This is a genomic window from Pseudomonas trivialis (assembly GCF_036864995.1).
In the GTDB taxonomy this organism is placed as follows: domain Bacteria; phylum Pseudomonadota; class Gammaproteobacteria; order Pseudomonadales; family Pseudomonadaceae; genus Aquipseudomonas; species Aquipseudomonas trivialis.
Window position 1 is genome coordinate 3,386,007 of the sequence record NZ_CP142151.1, and the last position, 18,160, is coordinate 3,404,166.

General features: G+C 64.7%; 17 protein-coding genes. 11 read left to right on the forward strand and 6 right to left on the reverse strand.

The genetic code is table 11. The annotated features are described in order from the left end of the window. The first annotated feature begins 29 nt into the window (after positions 1–29). From VRB54_RS14655 to VRB54_RS14670, 4 genes are read left to right on the forward strand one after another with little or no spacing between them, the layout of a single operon-like run. Complete coding sequence (locus VRB54_RS14655; protein ID WP_338477764.1) at positions 30–731, forward strand: ABC transporter ATP-binding protein; 702 nt, start codon at positions 30–32, stop codon at positions 729–731. Continuing rightward, positions 728–1,927, forward strand: a complete 1,200-nt coding sequence (locus VRB54_RS14660) for an ABC transporter permease (protein ID WP_338477765.1) — start codon at positions 728–730, stop codon at positions 1,925–1,927. Before VRB54_RS14655 ends, VRB54_RS14660 begins: the two co-directional genes overlap by 4 nt. After that, on the forward strand, positions 1,920–3,398 hold the full coding sequence (locus tag VRB54_RS14665) for a TolC family protein (protein ID WP_338477766.1): 1,479 nt from the start codon (positions 1,920–1,922) through the stop codon (positions 3,396–3,398). Before VRB54_RS14660 ends, VRB54_RS14665 begins: the two co-directional genes overlap by 8 nt. Beyond that, positions 3,388–4,635, forward strand: coding sequence for an efflux RND transporter periplasmic adaptor subunit (locus tag VRB54_RS14670; protein WP_338477767.1), 1,248 nt, complete (start codon positions 3,388–3,390; stop codon positions 4,633–4,635). The genes VRB54_RS14665 and VRB54_RS14670 overlap by 11 nt, the downstream gene beginning before the upstream one ends. Before the next feature lie 245 nt (positions 4,636–4,880). Here the strand turns inward: VRB54_RS14670 and VRB54_RS14675 are convergent, their stop codons facing one another. The 6 genes from VRB54_RS14675 to VRB54_RS14700 form a co-directional block, all read right to left on the reverse strand. Further along, the gene (locus VRB54_RS14675; RefSeq protein WP_338477769.1) at positions 4,881–6,275 is read right to left on the reverse strand and encodes an FAD/NAD(P)-binding protein; all 1,395 of its coding nucleotides are present in this window, start codon (positions 6,273–6,275) and stop codon (positions 4,881–4,883) included. Between the two features lie 12 nt (positions 6,276–6,287). Beyond that, positions 6,288–7,055: an ABC transporter ATP-binding protein gene (locus VRB54_RS14680; RefSeq protein ID WP_338477770.1), complete on the reverse strand. Its 768-nt coding sequence runs from the start codon at positions 7,053–7,055 to the stop codon at positions 6,288–6,290. 209 nt (positions 7,056–7,264) lie between these two features. After that, positions 7,265–8,644, reverse strand: coding sequence for an LLM class flavin-dependent oxidoreductase (locus VRB54_RS14685; RefSeq protein ID WP_338477771.1), 1,380 nt, complete (start codon positions 8,642–8,644; stop codon positions 7,265–7,267). Continuing rightward, positions 8,644–8,970, reverse strand: coding sequence for an acyl-CoA dehydrogenase (locus tag VRB54_RS14690; RefSeq protein ID WP_338477772.1), 327 nt, complete (start codon positions 8,968–8,970; stop codon positions 8,644–8,646). Before VRB54_RS14690 ends, VRB54_RS14685 begins: the two co-directional genes overlap by 1 nt. 12 nt (positions 8,971–8,982) lie before the next feature. Further along, positions 8,983–10,179: an SfnB family sulfur acquisition oxidoreductase gene (locus VRB54_RS14695; RefSeq protein WP_338477773.1), complete on the reverse strand. Its 1,197-nt coding sequence runs from the start codon at positions 10,177–10,179 to the stop codon at positions 8,983–8,985. Between the two features lie 153 nt (positions 10,180–10,332). Continuing rightward, a complete protein-coding gene (locus tag VRB54_RS14700) occupies positions 10,333–10,896 on the reverse strand; it encodes an XRE family transcriptional regulator (protein WP_338477774.1) in 564 nt (187 codons plus the stop codon). 92 nt (positions 10,897–10,988) lie between these two features. Between VRB54_RS14700 and VRB54_RS14705 the strand changes: the two genes are divergently transcribed. The 7 genes from VRB54_RS14705 (at position 10,989) to VRB54_RS14735 (ending at position 18,109) form a co-directional block, all read left to right on the forward strand. Further along, complete coding sequence (locus VRB54_RS14705; RefSeq protein ID WP_338477775.1) at positions 10,989–11,918, forward strand: DMT family transporter; 930 nt, start codon at positions 10,989–10,991, stop codon at positions 11,916–11,918. 151 nt (positions 11,919–12,069) lie between these two features. Beyond that, entirely contained in the window at positions 12,070–14,991 is a 2,922-nt protein-coding gene (locus VRB54_RS14710; protein ID WP_338477776.1) for a monovalent cation/H+ antiporter subunit A, read from the forward strand. Next, complete coding sequence (locus VRB54_RS14715) at positions 14,991–15,335, forward strand: Na+/H+ antiporter subunit C (RefSeq protein ID WP_003192163.1); 345 nt, start codon at positions 14,991–14,993, stop codon at positions 15,333–15,335. Before VRB54_RS14710 ends, VRB54_RS14715 begins: the two co-directional genes overlap by 1 nt. Continuing rightward, complete coding sequence (locus VRB54_RS14720; RefSeq protein WP_338477777.1) at positions 15,332–17,014, forward strand: monovalent cation/H+ antiporter subunit D; 1,683 nt, start codon at positions 15,332–15,334, stop codon at positions 17,012–17,014. Before VRB54_RS14715 ends, VRB54_RS14720 begins: the two co-directional genes overlap by 4 nt. Continuing rightward, positions 17,011–17,499 (forward strand): Na+/H+ antiporter subunit E, encoded by a 489-nt coding sequence (locus VRB54_RS14725; protein ID WP_338477778.1) that lies wholly within the window; start codon positions 17,011–17,013, stop codon positions 17,497–17,499. The genes VRB54_RS14720 and VRB54_RS14725 overlap by 4 nt, the downstream gene beginning before the upstream one ends. After that, positions 17,496–17,774: a K+/H+ antiporter subunit F gene (locus tag VRB54_RS14730; RefSeq protein WP_010209507.1), complete on the forward strand. Its 279-nt coding sequence runs from the start codon at positions 17,496–17,498 to the stop codon at positions 17,772–17,774. The genes VRB54_RS14725 and VRB54_RS14730 overlap by 4 nt, the downstream gene beginning before the upstream one ends. Continuing rightward, the gene (locus VRB54_RS14735) at positions 17,771–18,109 is read left to right on the forward strand and encodes a Na+/H+ antiporter subunit G (RefSeq protein ID WP_338477779.1); all 339 of its coding nucleotides are present in this window, start codon (positions 17,771–17,773) and stop codon (positions 18,107–18,109) included. Before VRB54_RS14730 ends, VRB54_RS14735 begins: the two co-directional genes overlap by 4 nt. Positions 18,110–18,160: the final 51 nt, after the last annotated feature.

The window sequence follows — 18,160 nt, forward strand, 5'->3', positions numbered from 1 at the left end:
CGGCGTCGAGACTACAGGCGTAGGCGACGATGACAGAGCACTTCGCGCAACCCCCATTGATCTCCCTGCAAGGCATCGGCAAGCGCTATCAACTGGCCGGGCAAGACCTGCCAATTCTCAATGACGTGTGCCTGTCCATCACGCGCGGCGACAGCTGCGGCATCCTCGGCGCCTCCGGCTCCGGCAAAAGCACCCTGCTCAATATCCTCGGCCTGCTGGATTTACCCAACGGCGGCCAGTATCGCTTTGCCGGCCACGACATCTTCAGCGCCACGCCGGATGAACTGGCGGCGATCCGCAACCAGCAGATCGGCTTTGTGTTCCAGAGTTTCAACCTGCTGCCACGCCTCAGCGCCCTGGACAACGTCGCGCTGCCCCTGAGTTATCGCGGCGTGTCGCGCCATGAATCGGTGATACAGGCGCTGCGCATGCTCGACCAGGTGGGCCTGGCCGAACGCGCGCACCATCACCCTGCCGACCTCTCCGGCGGCCAGCGTCAGCGCGTTGCCATTGCGCGGGCGCTGGTAGGCAACCCCTCGGTGATCCTCGCCGACGAACCCACCGGCAACCTCGACAGCAGTACCGCCCAGGACATCATGGACCTGCTGCTGACGCTCAACCGCGAGCAGCAGGTGACCCTGATCATCGTCACCCACGATGCGCAGATCGCCGAGCGCCTGCAGCGCAAGATCCTGGTGCGCAACGGCGTGGTGAACGAGGTCGGCCCATGAGCCTGCGCGTTGAACAGAGCCTGAGCCAGCTGCTGCATGAAGCGTTCGTCAGCCTGCGCACCCTGGGCAAACGCTCGATCCTCGCGTTGCTGGGCATTGTGATCGGCAGTTCGTCGGTGGTGGCGCTGATCAATATCGGCCACAACGCGGCAGTGGATGCCGCGATGATTTTCAAGGACATGGGCACCGACACCCTGATCGCGCAATTCCCGACCAAACGCAGCGGCAACCTGAGCATGCGCGCCCATCTCGACCTGGACGCCGTGCGCAGCGCCGTACCCGGCATCGCCCATATCGGCGCGCTCAGCCTCTTCAGCGGCCCCGTCGTGTTCAACGGCCGCACGGCGAATGCCAACCTGGTCGGCACCACACCGGGTATCCACGAGGCCATGCGCCTGGTGCTGCGCGAAGGACGCTTCCTGTCGCCCTTCGATGCCAATGAAACCTACGCGGTGATCGGCGACCAGGTGGCCCAGGCACTCGGCGCACCGGGTGATCCGCTCAGGCTGGGCGACCGTGTGCGCATCCACGACTACCTGTTTCTGATCGTGGGCATCCTGCACAACCAGCCCCGGGCGATGCTGATGCCGGTGCAGGCCAACGAGTCGCTGTTCATCCCCGCCGAGGGCATGCGCCGCATCTACGCCAACCCGCAGATCGGCAATGTGATCATCCGCGCCGCGCCCGGCCAGGACATGGAACGCATCGCCCGCGAAGCCGCCGCTGCGCTGCAACGTCAGTTGATCGACCACAACGTCGACATTACCGTGCCCCAGCAAATGATCGACGGCATGACCCGCCAGAGCCGCACCTTCGCCTATCTGCTGCTGGCCCTGGGCGCGATTTCGCTGGTGGGCGGCGGTGTCGGGGTGATGAACGTGATGTTGATGAACGTCTCGCAGCGGCGCCGCGAAATCGGCATTCGCATGGCGCTGGGCGCGCGCCAGCGGGATATTCGCAACCTGTTCCTGCTCGAAGCCGTCACCCTCACCGCTGTCGGCGCCGTCTGCGGCGCCGTGCTCGGCATGACGGCGGCGTGGCTGTATGCGTGGCTGTCGGGCTGGGTGTTTTCATTGGCGGTGGCGGCCCTGCCCCTGGGAGTGGGCAGCACGCTGCTGGTGGGCTTGTTCTTTGGCATTTACCCGGCGGTCTCGGCCTCCCGGTTGCAGCCGGTGGAGGCCTTGCGCGATGAGTAAATGGCTGTGGCTGCTGGCCCTGCTCAGCCTGCCCGGCATGGCCGCCGAGGTGGTGATCAAGCCGTCGGCACCGAGCACCACCCGCAGCGGCTACGACCGAGGCGTGTCGCTGAATGCCCAGGCCACCAGCCTGACCCTGGGCGACGCCGTGTACCTGGGCCTGCGCAACAACCCGGCGATTCGCAGCGCGTACCTGCAGCGGGTCGCGCAGAAGTTCGACCTGCGGGTGGCCGAAGACGTGTTCAAGCCCAAGCTCACCCTCAACAGCTATTACCGTGGCACCCGCGGCTCCCAGGACAGCGCGCGCAATGCCAACCTCGCACCGTCCACCAGCCTGCTCGGCGAATATGGCACGCGCCTGAGCATGGCCTGGACCCAGCAACTGAACAACGCCGACCGCGCCGGCCGTTACCGCAGCGACGGCCTGGACCTGGCCGTCATCCAGCCGCTGGCACGCGGCGCCGGCTGGGACGCCACCACCGCGCCGCTGCGTCTGTCGCGCCTGTCCGAACAGGCCAACCGCCTGAACCTCAAGGCCACGGTGGCGGGCACCATCAGCCAGATCATCGCCACCTACCGCGAATTGCTGCGCGCCCAGGAGCAACTGCTGATCGTGCAGGAAGCCCTCAAGCGCTCCAACACGTTGCTGGAGGTGAACAAAGCGCTGATCAGCGCCGGACGCATGGCCGAGTTTGAAATCGTGCAGACCGAAGCCGATATCGCCACCCAGCAACTGGGCGTCGAAGAAGCGCAGAACCAGCTCGACAGCAGCCGCCTGGCGTTGCTGCGCCTGCTCGCGCTGGACCTGTCCACGCCGATTCGCGCCAGCGAAGCCCTGGAGGCCAGGCCCATGGAGATCGACAAACGCCAAGCCTTCAACCTCGCGCAAACCCAGCAACCGGAATACCTTGCCGCCCTGCTCGGCAGTCAGCAGGCCGACCTCAACCTGGTGATCGCCAAGGACTCCGGGCGCTGGCAAGTGGACCTGGTGGCCGGCGCGAACCAGGTGCGCGACGCCTATGACAATGACAACGGGCGCAGCAACAATCGCAGCTGGGACAGCTATGCCGGCGTGCAGGTGCAGATCCCCATCGGCGACATCAGCACGCGCCAGGCCGAAGTGCGCGCGCGGGTGAATGTGGAAGATCAGGAGATCCGTATCACCGACGCCCGCCAGGAGCTCGAACGCTCGGTCAACGATGTGGTGCGCGACCTGGGCACCCGCTGGCGCCAGTATGAAATTTCGCGGCGCGCGGTGGAGCTGTCGCGGCGCAAGATCGAGATCGAGCGTGACAAACTCAGCGCCGGGCGCTCCACCAACTTTCAGGTGCTGAGTTTCGAGACCGACCTGCGCAACGCCGAGAACGCGCAGCTCAATGCGCTGATCGCTTACCTGAACGCCCAGACCCAGCTCGACCTGACGCTGGGCATGACCCTGGAAAGCTGGGAAATCGCCCTCAATGACTACTAATCAAAAACGCCTGCTGGGTGCTGTGTTGATCGTGCTGGCGGGCGCTGCCGGCCTGGTCCTGCGCTGCCCGGCGCAAACGCCGGGCAGCGCCGACGAGCAATGGCTGGCGGTGAAACCTGATCAGTTGGTGCACCAGATCGGCCTGGTGGGCAAGATCGAGCCCGACACCACCGTCACCCTCACGGCGCCGTTCGACGGCAATGTGCAGGCCAATCTGGTGGAGCAAGGCCAGCGCGTCGAAGCCGGCCAGGTGCTGTTGCGCATGGACCCGGCGACGCTGGAAGTGCAACTGCGCGACGCCCTCTCCGCCCAGCTCAAGGCGCGCCGTGCCGTGCAGGACATGCAGGACTGGGACAGCAGCGCCAATGTGAGTCGCGCCCGCCGCAGCCTGCGCACCGCCGAAATGACCGCCGACACCACCCGGCGCAGGCTCAGCGAAAGCGAAGACCTGTTCAAGCGCGGCATCATCCCGCGCAACGAACTGGACGACCTCAAGCAGCAGGCCCGGCAGCAACAACTGGACCTGGCGGCAGCGCGCGCCGAACTGCAACAGGCCCAGGACCAGGGCCGCGGCGAATACCGGCAGATCGCCGATATGGAGCTGACCAACGCCACGGTGAAATACGAAGCGCTGCAGCAGCTACTCGCTGGCAAGGAGGTCAAAGCGCCGTTCTCCGGCATTGTGGTGCCCGCGCCCGGCAATAATTCAGCGCAAGCGGGCGGCAATAACAATGCCCCGGTGCAGTCCGGCAGCAAGGTCAGCCAAGGCCAGGTGCTGTTCGGGCTGGCCAATATCGAGCGGCTGAAAATCGTCGCCAAGGTCTCCGAACTGGACATAAACCAGTTGCACCAGGGCCAGGCGGTGGAGGTACTGGGCGACGGTTTTGATGGCGAGCGGCTGAGCGGGACGGTGAGCGTGGTCAGCGGCCTGGCGATTGCCAGTGAGGGCCAGGGCAGCGCGCAATTTCCGGTGACCCTGGCGATCCCCACGCTCACCCCGCAGCAGTTGCAACGGGTGCGCCTGGGCATGAGTGCGCGCCTGACCATCGTGACCTACAACAATGCGCAGGCAATGGTGGTGCCGGGCCAGGCGATTGGGGCGGATATGACCGTAGAATATCGCGCGGCGATGGATCAGCCGGTGGAGCGAGTGAAAGTGACCACCGGGCAATCGACGCCGCAGGGCGTGGAAGTGTTCGGCCTCAAGCCCGGTTTCGTGAAAATCCCGAGACCTTGAAGTATTGACTGCACATGAGCCATTTCAGCCCCCCCATCCCTGTGGCGAGCGGGCTTGCCCCGCGTTGGGCTGCGAAGCAGCCCCCATTCAAGGAAAGCACGGTGTACCTGACCCCGCGCGGAGCCTGGTTTTGGGGCTGCTTCGCAGCCCAACGCGGGGCAAGCCCGCTCGCCACAACAGCCCGCTCGCCACAACAGCCCGCTCGTCAGAGGAAGCCCGTTTGCCCAGTAGGCCCGCTCGCACCCTTAGATCGTCGTCAGCTCCAGGGCCAAGGCCTTGGCCTGGAGCGCCACGTCGGTCACCGCTGTGCTTTCCCACCACATCCCGCGCAATGGTGGGCCCATGGCGAACAGTTGCGTGCTGGCCCGACCGTGGGCATCGAGCACCGCACCGGTCGCATCTGCCGCGATTCCCAACGCCAGCGGGCCGGGCTGGATCAGCCCGCGCTTGAGCAACTGTTGCGGCAGCGGCCGGGCTACGCGGCGCCAGTCGTATTCGATGCCGCTGGAGTTGATCAGCGCGGCGCCGCTCACCTGGGTAATGCCTTGCTCGCCGCGAAAACGCAGGCGAATGCTCACGCCGCTGGCCGCAGGCGCCAGGCCTTTGAACGATGCCGCGCGGATGCGCAATCGCCCCTGCGCCTGTAACCGCGCCACCAGTTCGGCACTCAGCGGCGGTGCACGGTGGTGATGGCTTTCCCACCACGGCCGCACATGCCGCACGAACTGACGCTTCTCGCCCTCGCTGGCCTGGCTCCATAGCCGGGCGATGTGCGCACGCACGGTGTCCAGCGGGGCCTGCCAATCGATGCCCTGCGCCAGCGCGATGCGGCACTGGCGGCGCAGCGCGCGCAATAATTGCCGGGGGCTGCGCAACGCAGGGTCGGCGCCCAAAAAGTCTTCCCAGGCCGGCGGTTGCCGGCGCACATGGGGCAGCAGGCCGTGGCGTGAAAACACCTCGATCGGCCCGCGATGCCCGGCCTGCTCGAGAGACACCACGGCGTCGACCATGGTCAGCCCGGAACCGATGATCAGCACACTTCCCTGCGGGTCGATCCGCGTCATCGCCTGCACGTCCCACGGGTCCACCGCCGCCGCGTTCACGCCGCTGGAGTCGGTCTGTGGCGTGCGCGCCGCCGGGAACATGCCAGTGGCCAGTACCGCATGGGCACCGCGCAATTGCTCGCCGTTATCCAGGGTCAACAGTGCAGCGCCCGCCTCGATCTGCAGGTCGACCGCTTCGGCGCGGACATGCTCGACGGTGGAGGTGGACTGCGCCCTGGCTTCGGCCAGGCGCTGCTGCACGTACAGGCCGAACAGCCCGCGTGGCGGGAACAATTCACTGACCGGCACGTGCTGCTGATCGGACTCCGGCCAGCCACCGGCGGCGATATGGTCGGTGAGCCACTGGGTCAGGTCATCGGCATTGTCCGGTTCGACGCTCATGCGCGCCGCGTTGCCGTTCAGCGTGTGACCCAGCTCGACCGCGCTGTAGGCCTCGCCGCGTCCCAGCTCGGCGCGCGGCTCGATCACCAGGATTTGGCGTGTGCCGGGCAGGCGCAACAATTGCACGGCCAGCATCGTGCCGCTCAGGCCGCCGCCGATGATCAGTACATCAGCGTTGCGGGTGGATTCAGTCATGCGGGTTCGCCCTTACTGTTTGCCCAGGTAAATATCGTGCAGGTCACCCCGCGCCAGCAGTTCAGCGGCACTGCCACTCAAGGCAACGCGCCCAGTATCCAGCACGTAGCCGTGGGACGCATAGCTGAGCGCAACGTTTATATTCTGCTCGGCGATCAAAAAACTCACCTGCTGCTCACGGTTGAGCTGGGCGATGATCGCGAAGATTTCCTGCACGATCATCGGCGCCAGGCCCATGGACGGCTCGTCGAGCAATACCAGCTCAGGCCGCGTCATCAACGCACGGCCAATCGCGACCATCTGCTGCTCACCCCCCGACGTGAGCCCGGCGCGGGTGTGGCGTTTGGTCTTGAGCCGTGGGAACCAGCTGTAGATGCGCTCCAGGTCCTGGGCCATGGCCTTGCGACTCAAGCGCCGCACAAAGCCGCCGCTGCGCAGGTTGTCTTCCACGGTCAACTGGCCGAATACGTGACGACCTTCGAGCACGTGCACCATGCCCCGGCGCACACGCAGGCTGGGGTCGATACCGGCAAGGTCCTGCCCGGCGTATTCGATCACGCCCCGGCTGACTTCGGCACGCTCGGCGCGCACCAGCCCCGAGATGGCCTTGAGCGTGGTGCTCTTGCCCGCGCCATTGGCGCCGAGCAAAGCCACGATGGCGCCTTTGGGCACGCTCAGCGACACCCCGGCCACGGCCAGGACCGCACCGTCGTAGATCACTTCAATGTCGTCGACCCTCAGCAGCGCCGGGTACGCGGGTTGTGTGGCAGGTTGGTTCATGGTGTTGATCTCCGCTGCAGGTTTGAGTCGGCCAGCGCCCCCCCGGCAGAGGGGGCTTCTGTGGCGAGCGGGCTTGCCCCGCGTTGGACTGCGCAGCAGTCCCGATAAAGGCGACTGCGGTGTCTCAGATACTCCGTGGACGCTGGTTTTGGGGCTGCTGCGCAGCCCAACGCAGGGCAAGCCTGCTCGCCACAACAAAAAGTCGGCGGTTACAGCGCGCTCGCCTTGAGGTCGCGGTAGCCGGCGCCGGGGTGGTTGGGCGCCAAACGGGCGCCGTCGCTGAACAGCTTTTCGCGCAGGGTGCCCTGGGCGTAGTCGGTCTTGTACACGCCGCGCTTCTGCAGCTCGGGCACCAGCAGGTCCACAGCGTCGATGAAGGTTTCGTGGGTCAGCGCGTAGGCCAGGTTGAAGCCGTCCACGTCGGTCTCTTCCACCCACTCCTGCAGCAGGTCAGCGACGGTTTGCGGGCCACCGACGAACAGCGGACCGAAGCCGCCGATGCCAACCCAATCGGCCAGCTCATTGGGTGTCCAGACCTTGTTCGGGTCGGCCGTGGAAAACGCTTCCACCGCCGACTGGATGGCGTTGGTGTGCACATGTTTGAGCGGTTCATCCGGCTGGAAGCGGCTGAAGTCGATGCCGGTCCAGCCGGAAATCAGCGCCATGGCGCCTTCGTAGCTGACATAGGACTTGTAGTCGTCGAACTTGGCTTTGGCCTTGGCATCGGTCTCGCCGACGATCACTGTCTGCAGGTTGAAGATCAGGATTTTGCTCGGGTCGCGCCCGGCCTCGGCGGCGCGGCGGCGGATATCGGCGACAGTCTTTTTCAGCAGCACCTTGGACGGTGCGGCGACAAATACGCACTCGGCCTGCTCGGCCGCGAACTGTTTGCCACGGCTGGAAGCGCCGGCCTGGTAGAGCACCGGCGTGCGCTGCGGCGACGGCTCGCACAGGTGAATGCCAGGCACCTGGAAGTGTTTGCCCACATGACGAATCTCGTGAATCTTGCTCGGGTCGCTGAAAATCCGCCGCTCACGGTCACGCAGCACTGCGCCTTCCTCCCAACTGCCTTCCCAGAGTTTGTAGCAGACCTCGAGGTATTCCTCGGCATAGTCGTAGCGCGCGTCATGTTCGGTCTGGGCTTGCTGGCCGAGGTTCTTGGCGCCGCTTTCCAGGTAAGACGTGACAATGTTCCAGCCGATGCGGCCCTTGGTCAGGTGGTCCAGCGTGGACAACCGGCGGGCGAACGGATACGGGTGCTCGAACGACAATGAGGCGGTCAGGCCGAACCCCAGGTGCTCAGTGACCAGCGCCATCGGTGCGATCAGCGACAACGGATCATTGACCGGCACCTGGGTGGCCTGGCGAATCGCCGCGTCGCCCGTGCCGTTGTACACGTCATAAATGCCCAGCACGTCGGCGATGAACAGGCCGTCGAACTTGCCGCGCTCAAGGATTTTCGCCAGGTCCGTCCAGTATTCCAGGTCCTTGTACTGCCACGAACGATCACGCGGATGCGCCCACAGGCCGGGAGACTGGTGGCCGACGCAGTTCATGTCGAAGGCGTTCAAGCGGATTTCACGGGCCATCAAAGCACTCCGTTGAGGTGATAGTTGCCAACGATCCGGTATTTGTGGCGCAGCGGGTCATTCAGGGTCGACGGCAGCGCGGTACGTTGGCCGGTCAGTTCGAATTCGGCGTTGCTCACGGCAATCAGGGCTTCGGCGGCAGCGATATGCGCCTCGGTGAGCGCCACCGGGCTGGGGTGGGTATCGACGCGTTCGAGCAGGGCCGCGGCCAGGTCGACGCGGATCTGCAAGTCGCCGAAGCGGCTGATCACATAGGGGTCGTCGCTGCGGGCGACGAAGCGCCGGGTGGTTTCCAGCAGTTGGCGGGCTTGGTTCAGGGCGGTCATGGGCGGGGTTCCTCAGTTCCAGGCGTGGCGCGCAGGTTTTACGCCGTTGAGCACGAAGTTGCCGATCAGGTGGTATTTCCAGCGAGCCGGGTCATGCAGGGTGTGGGTGCGCGCGTTGCGCCAGAAGCGGTCGAGGTTGTGTTTGCCGGTGACCGAGCGGGTGCCGGCCAGTTCGAACAGCTTGCTGCTGGCGAGCAACGCGGTTTCAGCCGACAGGACCTTGGCCTGGGCCACGATCAGCGACGCGTTGGCGACCGTGTCTTCGTTGGGTTCGGCGAGCGCCAGGTCGATCGCCCGGTCGGCCCGGGCGAGAATGGCTTCGGTGCCGTGCACACGCCATTGCAGGTCACCGATGCCGGCGATGGTGAAAGGGTCCTGCCAGCCGTGGTCCTGCTGGCTGTCGATCCACGGGCGAGCCTGGCGCGCGTGCAGCTTCGCCTGTTCCAGCGCACCGACGGCGATGCCGGTGTCGACGGCGGCCTGGATAATCTGTGAGATCGGGCCGTGGGCGGTCGGTCGGTCGAAGGCCTCATGCGCCGGGATGACCGCACTCAGGGGCACCGTCACGCCGTCGAGGGTCACGCCGCCGCTGGCCGTGGTGCGCTGACCGAAGCCGTCCCAGTTGTCGATCACGCTCAGGCCTGGCGCGTCGCGCTCAAGCAGCGCGATAAACGCCTGGCCGTGTTCGTTGTTGCCGACGGTGGGCACGATATGGGCGAACAGCGCGCCGGTGCAGTAGAACTTTTCGCCGTCGACCTGCGCGGTGTCGCCGTGGAAGCGAATCTGCGTGTCGAAAGTGCCGGCGTTCCTGCTCTTGGCTTCGGAGAACGCGTTGCCGAAGCGATAGCCCGCGAGGACCTTTTCAAAGTAATGGCGCTTTTGGGCTTCGCTGGCGGTTTGCTGCAGGATATCCACGATGCCCAGGTGGTTCTGCGGGATCTGGCCCAGGGACGGGTCAGCGACGGAGATCAATTTGATCACCTCGGCCACCGTCACATAGGACACACCGGCGCCGCCGTAGGCCTTGGGTACCGTGATGCCCCACAGGCCGCTCGCGGAAAACTCGTCGAGCTCGGCCACTGGCAGGCGACGCTCGCGGTCGCGCGCGCTGGCCTCGTCGGCAAAGCGTGCGGCAAGGCGAGTGGCGACCTCGATGGCTTCAGCGTCCGAGCGAATGAGGTGGGCAGGGTGTTGAGGGTGGGCTGACATGGGCCGACTCCAGGCTCCGATAGGTTATCGGAGTGATTGCAGGAGTCGTGCCTGAATGCATCACCAGCAAAATCAGGCTTTTGCCGCGGTATTCGGGGATTTTTACGAGGCTGAAACCAGCAAAGTGTCCAGCCACTGTTGCCGCACCAACAGTCAGATCACAACGTTGCGCACAAACCGCACGGCCACCTCACCATCATTGCGATAGTCGTGCACCTGGCGGCTGGCGAACATGTAGAACTCACCCGCGGAGACGCGCTTTTCTTCATCGCCCACCAGCAAGGTGAGGCAGCCTTCGAACACGAACAGTTGCACGCTCCAGCCGTCCGGGTCGAAACCGGGGGTGTAGCGATCACCGGGCGCCAGGTGCATCTCCCACAGTTCGACTTCGCGGCGCGCGGTGGCCTTGGCCAGCAACACGGCTTTACTGCCGGCAATCTCGCCGGCCCACACCAGCTCGTTGATGCGGCTGTGGTCGGGCGCACCAGGCGCCTGGATCAGGTCGCTGAAGGCCACGTCCAGCGCTTCGGCCACGCGATCGAGGGTGGACAGGCTGACGTTTTTCTCGCCGGCCTCGATGGCCACCAGCATGCGCCGGCTGACCCCGGACTTTTCCGAAAGCGCAGTCTGGCTGAGGTCGGCGGCGTGACGCAGGCGACGCACGTTCTGGCTGACGTGCTGCAGGACCGAGGCCCGGTGTGGATTTTCTTTGTGCACTATATTGCTCAATGGGTGGGTGTGCGCAGTATACTGCCCAGCGTGCGGCGCATTGTGCGGTCCGTGCCCTTCCCTTGCAAGACCGAGCCGCCATGACCAGCCCGAACTCCCCGTCGCGTTTCAACCGTTTCAGCAAAGCCGAATGCATCCTGGTAGTGATCACCATGATCTGGGGCGGCACCTTTTTGCTGGTGCAGCACGCCATGGCGGTCAGCGGGCCGATGTTCTTCGTGGGGCTGCGCTTTGCCGCCGCCGCCATTGTGGTGGGATTTTTTTCCGTGCGCACCTTGCGCGACCTGACCCTGTTCGAGCTGAAGGCCGGCGTGTTCATCGGCGTGGCAATCATGTTCGGCTACGGTTTGCAGACCATAGGCCTGCAGACCATCCTCAGCAGCCAGTCGGCGTTCATTACCGCCTTGTACGTGCCCTTCGTACCCTTGCTGCAATGGCTGGTGCTGGGCCGGCGCCCGGGGTTGATGCCGAGCATCGGCATCATGCTGGCGTTTGCCGGGTTGATGCTGCTGACTGGCCCGGCGGGCGCGTCGCTGAATTTCAGCGCAGGGGAAATCGCCACGTTGATCGGGGCGGTCGCGATTGCCGCCGAAATCATCCTGATCAGCGCCTTCGCAGGCCAGGTGGACGTGCGCCGGGTGACCGTGGTGCAACTGGCCACTGCATCGTTGCTGTCGTTTCTGATGGTGGTGCCGATGGGCGAGGCGCTGCCGGGATTCTCGTGGTTACTGCTGTTCAGTGCGGCAGGCCTGGGCCTGACCAGTGCGGTGATCCAGGTGGCGATGAACTGGGCGCAGCAGAGCGTTTCGCCAACACGGGCCACGCTGATCTACGCCGGTGAGCCGGTGTGGGCAGGCGTGGTCGGTCGGATTGCCGGGGAGCGCTTCCCGCCGATTGCGATGCTGGGGGCGGTATTGATCGTGGTGGCAGTGATCGTGAGCGAGTTGAAGACCAAGGGGCAAAAAGCCTTGGAACTTCAGGATGCGCTGGAAGAGGAACAACGGGGCTGAGGCCGGACGGTCCACATTGAACGGGGCGGTGTGAAATATTGCCAAATGAGATTATTCGACTGCTTTTGTAGGATCCTGCCACACCTTGGCGTTTGGTGATCGTTAAAGCGGCACGTATGATGCATCCCAAACTCCCGCAGATTAGAAGCCTATGTCCCTGATAGTTCTACTGCTTCTGCCATTCATTGGCAGCTGTCTGGCGGCCTTGCTGCCGCACAATGCACGTAATACCGAATCGCTGCTGGCGGGCCTTGTGGCCCTGGTCGGAACGGTTCAGGTTGCCCTGCTTTATCCTCAGATCGCCTACGGTGGCGTGATCCGCGAGGAATTCACGTGGCTGCCCAGCCTGGGCCTGAACTTCGTGTTGCGCATGGACGGCTTTGCCTGGCTGTTTTCGATGCTGGTGCTCGGCATCGGCACGTTGGTGTCACTGTATGCGCGCTACTACATGTCGCCGGATGATCCGGTGCCGCGCTTTTTTGCGTTTTTCCTGGCCTTCATGGGCGCCATGCTCGGGCTGGTGATCTCCGGCAACCTGATCCAGATCGTGTTTTTCTGGGAACTGACCAGCCTGTTCTCGTTCCTGCTGATCGGCTACTGGCACCACCGCGCCGATGCGCGACGCGGCGCCTACATGGCGTTGATGGTCACCGGTGCCGGCGGCCTGTGCCTGCTGGCCGGGGTGATGCTGCTGGGGCATATCGTCGGCAGCTACGACCTGGATCAGGTGCTGGCGGCGGGCGATCAGATTCGCGCGCACTCGCTGTACCCGGTGATGCTGGCCCTGGTGCTGGTGGGGGCGCTGAGCAAAAGTGCGCAGTTCCCTTTCCACTTCTGGCTGCCCCACGCAATGGCGGCGCCCACACCGGTTTCTGCTTACTTGCACTCGGCGACGATGGTGAAGGCCGGCGTGTTCCTGCTGGCCCGTCTGTGGCCGTCGCTGTCGGGCAGCGAAGAATGGTTCTGGATCGTCGGCGGTGCCGGCGCCATTACCCTGGTACTCGGCGCTTACTGCGCCATGTTTCAAAACGATCTCAAGGGCCTGCTGGCCTATTCCACCATCAGCCACCTCGGGCTGATCACCTTGCTGCTGGGTCTCAACAGCCCGCTGGCGGCGGTCGCCGCCGTCTTTCATATCCTCAACCACGCCACCTTCAAGGCTTCGCTGTTCATGGCGGCGGGCATCATCGACCACGAAAGTGGCACGCGGGATATCCGCAAGCTCAGCGGCCTGGTACGCCTGATTCCGTTTACCGCGACCCTGGCGATGGTGGCCAGTGCGTCCATGGCCGGCGTGCCGTTGCTTAACGGCTTTCTGTCCAAAGAGATGTTCTTCGCCGAAACCGTGTTTATCTCGTCCACCGAATGGGTGGAAATCGCCCTGCCGCTGATCGCGACCATTGCCGGCACCTTCAGTGTGGCCTACGCGTTGCGCTTTACCGTTGACGTGTTCTTCGGCCCGCCGGCGACCGACCTGCCCCACACGCCCCACGAGCCGCCGCGCTGGATGCGCGCGCCGGTCGAGCTGCTGGTGTTCACCTGCCTGCTGGTGGGGATCTTCCCGGCCCAGGTGGTCGGCCCGCTCCTCGCGGCGGCGGCGCTGCCGGTGGTGGGCGGCGTGTTGCCCGAGTACAGCCTGGCGATCTGGCACGGCTGGAACGCGCCGATGATCATGAGCCTGGTGGCGATGTCCGGCGGCGTGGTGCTGTACCTGATGCTGCGCAAGCAACTCAAGCGCGGGCGCTTCAAGTACCCGCCGCTGATCAGCTACTTCAACGGCAAGCGCGGCTTCGAGCGCAGCCTGGTGGTGATGATGCGCGGCGTGCGCAAAATCGAAAAACGCCTGAGCACCAAGCGCCTGCAGACCCAGCTGTTCCTGCTGGTGCTGGTGGCGGTGATCGGCGCCATGATCCCCATGCTGGGCAGCGGCCTCACCTGGGGCGACCGGCCGAAGATCCCTGGCTCGGTGGTGTTCGTGACCCTCTGGGTACTGGCCATCACCTGCGCCCTGGGTGCCGCCTGGCAAGCCAAGTACCACCGACTCGCGGCCCTGACCATGGTCAGCGTGTGCGGCCTGATGACCTGCATCACCTTCGTGTGGTTCTCGGCACCGGACCTAGCACTGACCCAACTGGTGGTCGAAGTGGTGACCACGGTGCTGATCCTGCTCGGCCTGCGTTGGTTGCCGAGACGGATCGAAGAGGTCTCGCCGCTGCCGAGCACGCTGCGCAAGGCGCGCATCCGCCGCCTGCGCGACTTCCTGCTGTCCAGCGCGGTGGGCGGCGGCATGGCGCTGCTGTCCTACGCGATGCTGACCCGTCAGACGCCCAACGATATCTCCTCGTTCTACCTGAGCCGTGCCCTGCCCGAAGGCGGCGGCAGCAATGTGGTGAACGTGATGCTGGTGGACTTCCGTGGCTTCGACACCCTGGGCGAAATTACCGTGCTCGGCGCCGTGGCGCTCACCGTGTACGCGCTGCTGCGACGCTTCCGCCCCTCGAAGGAAAGCATGCAACTGCCCACGCAACAGCGCCAGTTGGCGCCGGATGTGGCCACCGATCTGGTCAACCCGCGCCAGGCCAGCGACACCGCACTGGGCTTCATGATGGTGCCGGCGGTGCTGGTGCGCCTGCTGCTGCCGATTGCGATGGTGGTGTCGTTCTACCTGTTCATGCGTGGCCACAACCAGCCGGGCGGCGGCTTTGTCGCAGGCCTGGTGATGTCGGTGGCGTTTATCCTGCAATACATGGTGGCCGGCACCCAATGGGTGGAGGCGCAGATGAACCTGCGGCCAATGCGCTGGATGGGCTTCGGGCTGCTCTCGGTCACGCTCACGGGGCTGGGCGCGTTGTTTGCCGGTTACCCGTTCCTCACCACTCACACCTGGCATTTGAGCCTGCCGGTGCTGGGCGATATTCACGTCGCCAGCGCGCTGTTCTTCGATGTCGGCGTGTACGCCATGGTGGTCGGTTCGACCCTGTTGATGCTCACCGCCCTGGGTCACCAATCGGTACGCGCCCATAAACCAAGCAACCAGGCCAAAGTGGTTGCCGCAACACAAGGAGCCGCCTGATGGAAGAAGTCATTGCAATTGCCATTGGGGTGCTGGCGGCCTCGGGCGTCTGGTTGATCCTGCGGCCACGGACCTTCCAGGTGGTGATGGGCCTGTGCCTGCTGTCGTACGGGGTCAACCTGTTCATCTTCAGCATGGGCAGCCTGTTTATCGGCAAGGAGCCGATCATCAAGGACGGCGTGCCCCAGGACCTGCTCAACTACACCGACCCACTGCCCCAGGCGCTGGTACTCACGGCCATCGTGATCAGCTTCGCCATGACCGCGCTGTTCCTGGTGGTGTTGCTGGCGTCTCGGGGCCTGACCGGCACTGACCATGTCGACGGCCGGGAGCCCAAGGAATGAATTGGGTCAATCAACTGATCGTCGCACCAATTCTGCTGCCGTTGCTCACGGCGGGGCTGATGCTCATGCTGGGCGAGAAGCGCCGTCCGCTGAAGGCCAAGATCAACCTGCTGTCGAGCCTGCTCGGCGTCGGCGTGGCGGCTCTGCTGCTGTACTGGACGCAACAGGGTGGCCCGGGCTCCATTGGCGTGTACCTGCCGGGCAACTGGCAGGTGCCGTTCGGCATCGTGCTGGTGGTGGATCAACTGTCGGCGCTGATGCTGGTGCTGACCGGGATCATTGGCGTGAGCGCACTGATGTTCGCCATGGCCCGCTGGGACCGTGCTGGCACCAGTTTTCACGCGCTGTTCCAAATCCAGTTGATGGGCCTGTACGGCGCGTTTCTCACCGCCGACCTGTTCAACCTGTTCGTCTTCTTCGAAGTGCTGCTGGCCGCGTCCTACGGCCTGATGCTGCACGGCTCCGGCCGCGCGCGGGTGTCGTCGGGGCTGCATTACATTGCGATCAACCTGCTGGCCTCGTCGCTGTTTCTGATTGGCGCGGCGATGATCTACGGCGTGACCGGCACGTTGAACTTCGCCGACCTGGCGCTGAAAATCCCGCTGGTGCCGGAGGCTGACCGTGGCCTGTTGCACGCCGGTACCGCGATCCTCGCCACGGCGTTCCTGGCCAAGGCCGGCATGTGGCCGCTGAACTTCTGGCTGGCGCCGGCCTACTCTTCGGCCAGTGCACCGGTGGCGGCGATGTTCGCGATCATGACCAAGGTCGGCGTGTACACCGTGCTGCGCCTGTGGACCCTGCTGTTCTCCGGCCAGGCCGGTGCCTCGGCACTGTTCGGCGGCGACTGGCTGGTGTACGGCGGCATGACCACCATCGTCTGCGCGGCGCTGGCGATGCTGGCGGCACAACGACTGGAGCGCATGGCCAGCCTGAGCATTCTGGTGTCGGCCGGCATCCTGCTGTCGTCGGTGGGTTTTGCCCAGCCGAGCCTGACGGCCGGCGCGCTGTTCTATCTGGTGAGTTCCACCCTGGCCTTGAGTGCGCTGTTCCTGCTGGCGGAGCTGATCGAGCGCTCACGCTCGGCCAATGACCTGCCGCTGGATGAAGAAATCGACGCACTGCCCAAGGCCATGGAATCCTTGCACCCGCGCCCCGGCGTCAACCTCGATGACGAACAGAAAGCCGTGGTCGGCCAAGTGATTCCGTGGACCATGGCGTTCCTCGGCCTGAGCTTTGTCGCCTGTGCGCTGCTGATTATCGGCATGCCGCCGCTGTCCGGGTTTATCGGCAAACTCAGTCTGTTGAGTGCGCTGGTCAATCCGTTGGGCCTGGGCAATGCGATCAATGAGCCGATTCGCCCGGCGGCCTGGGGTCTGGTGGCCCTGTTGATCCTCTCGGGCCTGGCTTCGCTGATTGCCTTTGCGCGCCTGGGCACCCAGCGTTTCTGGACCCCGGAAGAACGCCCGTCGCCGCTGCTGCGTCGCTATGAGTGCGTGCCGATCTTCCTGCTGCTGGGCCTGTGCATCGCGCTGACCTTCAAGGCCGAGCCGTTGATGCGCTATACCCTGGCGACCGCCAAGAGCCTGAACAACCCGGAGAGCTACGTGATGGCGGTAATGGCCACGCGCCCGGTGCCGAGCCCCGAAGGCAAGGCCGCCGCCCTGGAGGTGCAACCATGAAGCGCTTGCTGCCTGCGCCGTGGCTGTCATTGGCACTGTGGGTGCTGTGGCTGGTGCTCAACCTGTCGGTGAGCCCCGGCAATCTGCTGCTCGGCGCGCTGCTGGGGTTTCTCGCCCCGCTGATGATGGCGCCGCTGCGACCGCAACCGATCAGCCTGCGCCGCCCCGGCGTGATCATCCGCCTGTTTTTCCTGGTGGGCCGCGACGTGATTGTGTCCAACCTGCAAGTGGCGTGGGGCGTGCTGGTGTGCGGCTCGCGTCCACCGCGCTCGCGCTTCGTCAGGATCCCCCTGGACCTGCGCAGCCCCAACGGCCTCGCTGCGCTGTCGATGATCACCACCGTGGTGCCCGGCACCATCTGGTCGGAACTGGCGCTGGACCGCAGCGTGCTGTTGTTGCACGTGTTCGACCTGGAGGACGAAGCGCTGTTTATCGAACACTTCAAGTCCACCTACGAACGCCCCCTGATGGAGATCTTCGAATGAGCGCCCTGCTCTCCAATGCGATCCTGCTCAGCCTGTTCCTGTTCTCGCTGGCCATGGTGCTGACCCTGATCCGCCTGTTCAAGGGCCCGTCGGCCCAGGACCGCGTTCTGGCGCTGGACTACCTGTACATCCTGGCGATGCTGATGATGCTGGTGCTGGGCATTCGTTATGCCAGTGACACCTACTTTGAAGCGGCGTTGCTGATTGCACTGTTCGGCTTCGTGGGCTCGTTCGCCCTGGCCAAATTCCTGCTGCGTGGGGAGGTGATTGAATGATGCCGATGTGGATGGAAATCGTGGTGGCGGTGCTATTGGTGTCGAGCAGTGTGTTTGCGCTGATCGGCGCGCTGGGGTTGTTGCGCATGAAGGACTTCTTCCAGCGCATGCACCCGCCGGCATTGGCCTCTACGTTGGGCGCATGGTGTGTGGCGTTGGCGTCGATTATCTATTTTTCACAGCTCAAGTCCGGGCCGGTGTTGCACGGCTGGCTGATTCCGATTTTGCTGTCGATCACGGTGCCGGTGACCACGCTGCTACTGGCGCGAACGGCCCTGTTCCGCAAACGCATGGCCGGCGATGACGTACCCGCCGAGGTCAGCAGCCGCCGCTGATCTGCAGGCGAACACAGTAAAAATGTGGGAGCGGGCTTGCCCGCGAATGCG

Bases quoted from the DNA above. Each gene is read 5' to 3' on its own strand.
- VRB54_RS14665 (WP_338477766.1), top strand. From the start codon at position 1,920: ATGAGTAAATGGCTGTGGCTGCTGGCCCTGCTCAGCCTGCCCGGCATG.
- VRB54_RS14675 (WP_338477769.1), bottom strand. From the start codon at position 6,275: ATGACTGAATCCACCCGCAACGCTGATGTACTGATCATCGGCGGCGGC.
- VRB54_RS14680 (WP_338477770.1), bottom strand. From the start codon at position 7,055: ATGAACCAACCTGCCACACAACCCGCGTACCCGGCGCTGCTGAGGGTC.
- VRB54_RS14725 (WP_338477778.1), top strand. From the start codon at position 17,011: ATGAAGCGCTTGCTGCCTGCGCCGTGGCTGTCATTGGCACTGTGGGTG.
- VRB54_RS14710 (WP_338477776.1), top strand. From the start codon at position 12,070: ATGTCCCTGATAGTTCTACTGCTTCTGCCATTCATTGGCAGCTGTCTG.
- VRB54_RS14690 (WP_338477772.1), bottom strand. From the start codon at position 8,970: ATGACCGCCCTGAACCAAGCCCGCCAACTGCTGGAAACCACCCGGCGC.
- VRB54_RS14730 (WP_010209507.1), top strand. From the start codon at position 17,496: ATGAGCGCCCTGCTCTCCAATGCGATCCTGCTCAGCCTGTTCCTGTTC.
- VRB54_RS14720 (WP_338477777.1), top strand. From the start codon at position 15,332: ATGAATTGGGTCAATCAACTGATCGTCGCACCAATTCTGCTGCCGTTG.
- VRB54_RS14695 (WP_338477773.1), bottom strand. From the start codon at position 10,179: ATGTCAGCCCACCCTCAACACCCTGCCCACCTCATTCGCTCGGACGCT.
- VRB54_RS14715 (WP_003192163.1), top strand. From the start codon at position 14,991: ATGGAAGAAGTCATTGCAATTGCCATTGGGGTGCTGGCGGCCTCGGGC.
- VRB54_RS14655 (WP_338477764.1), top strand. From the start codon at position 30: ATGACAGAGCACTTCGCGCAACCCCCATTGATCTCCCTGCAAGGCATC.
- VRB54_RS14735 (WP_338477779.1), top strand. From the start codon at position 17,771: ATGATGCCGATGTGGATGGAAATCGTGGTGGCGGTGCTATTGGTGTCG.
- VRB54_RS14670 (WP_338477767.1), top strand. From the start codon at position 3,388: ATGACTACTAATCAAAAACGCCTGCTGGGTGCTGTGTTGATCGTGCTG.
- VRB54_RS14660 (WP_338477765.1), top strand. From the start codon at position 728: ATGAGCCTGCGCGTTGAACAGAGCCTGAGCCAGCTGCTGCATGAAGCG.
- VRB54_RS14685 (WP_338477771.1), bottom strand. From the start codon at position 8,644: ATGGCCCGTGAAATCCGCTTGAACGCCTTCGACATGAACTGCGTCGGC.
- VRB54_RS14705 (WP_338477775.1), top strand. From the start codon at position 10,989: ATGACCAGCCCGAACTCCCCGTCGCGTTTCAACCGTTTCAGCAAAGCC.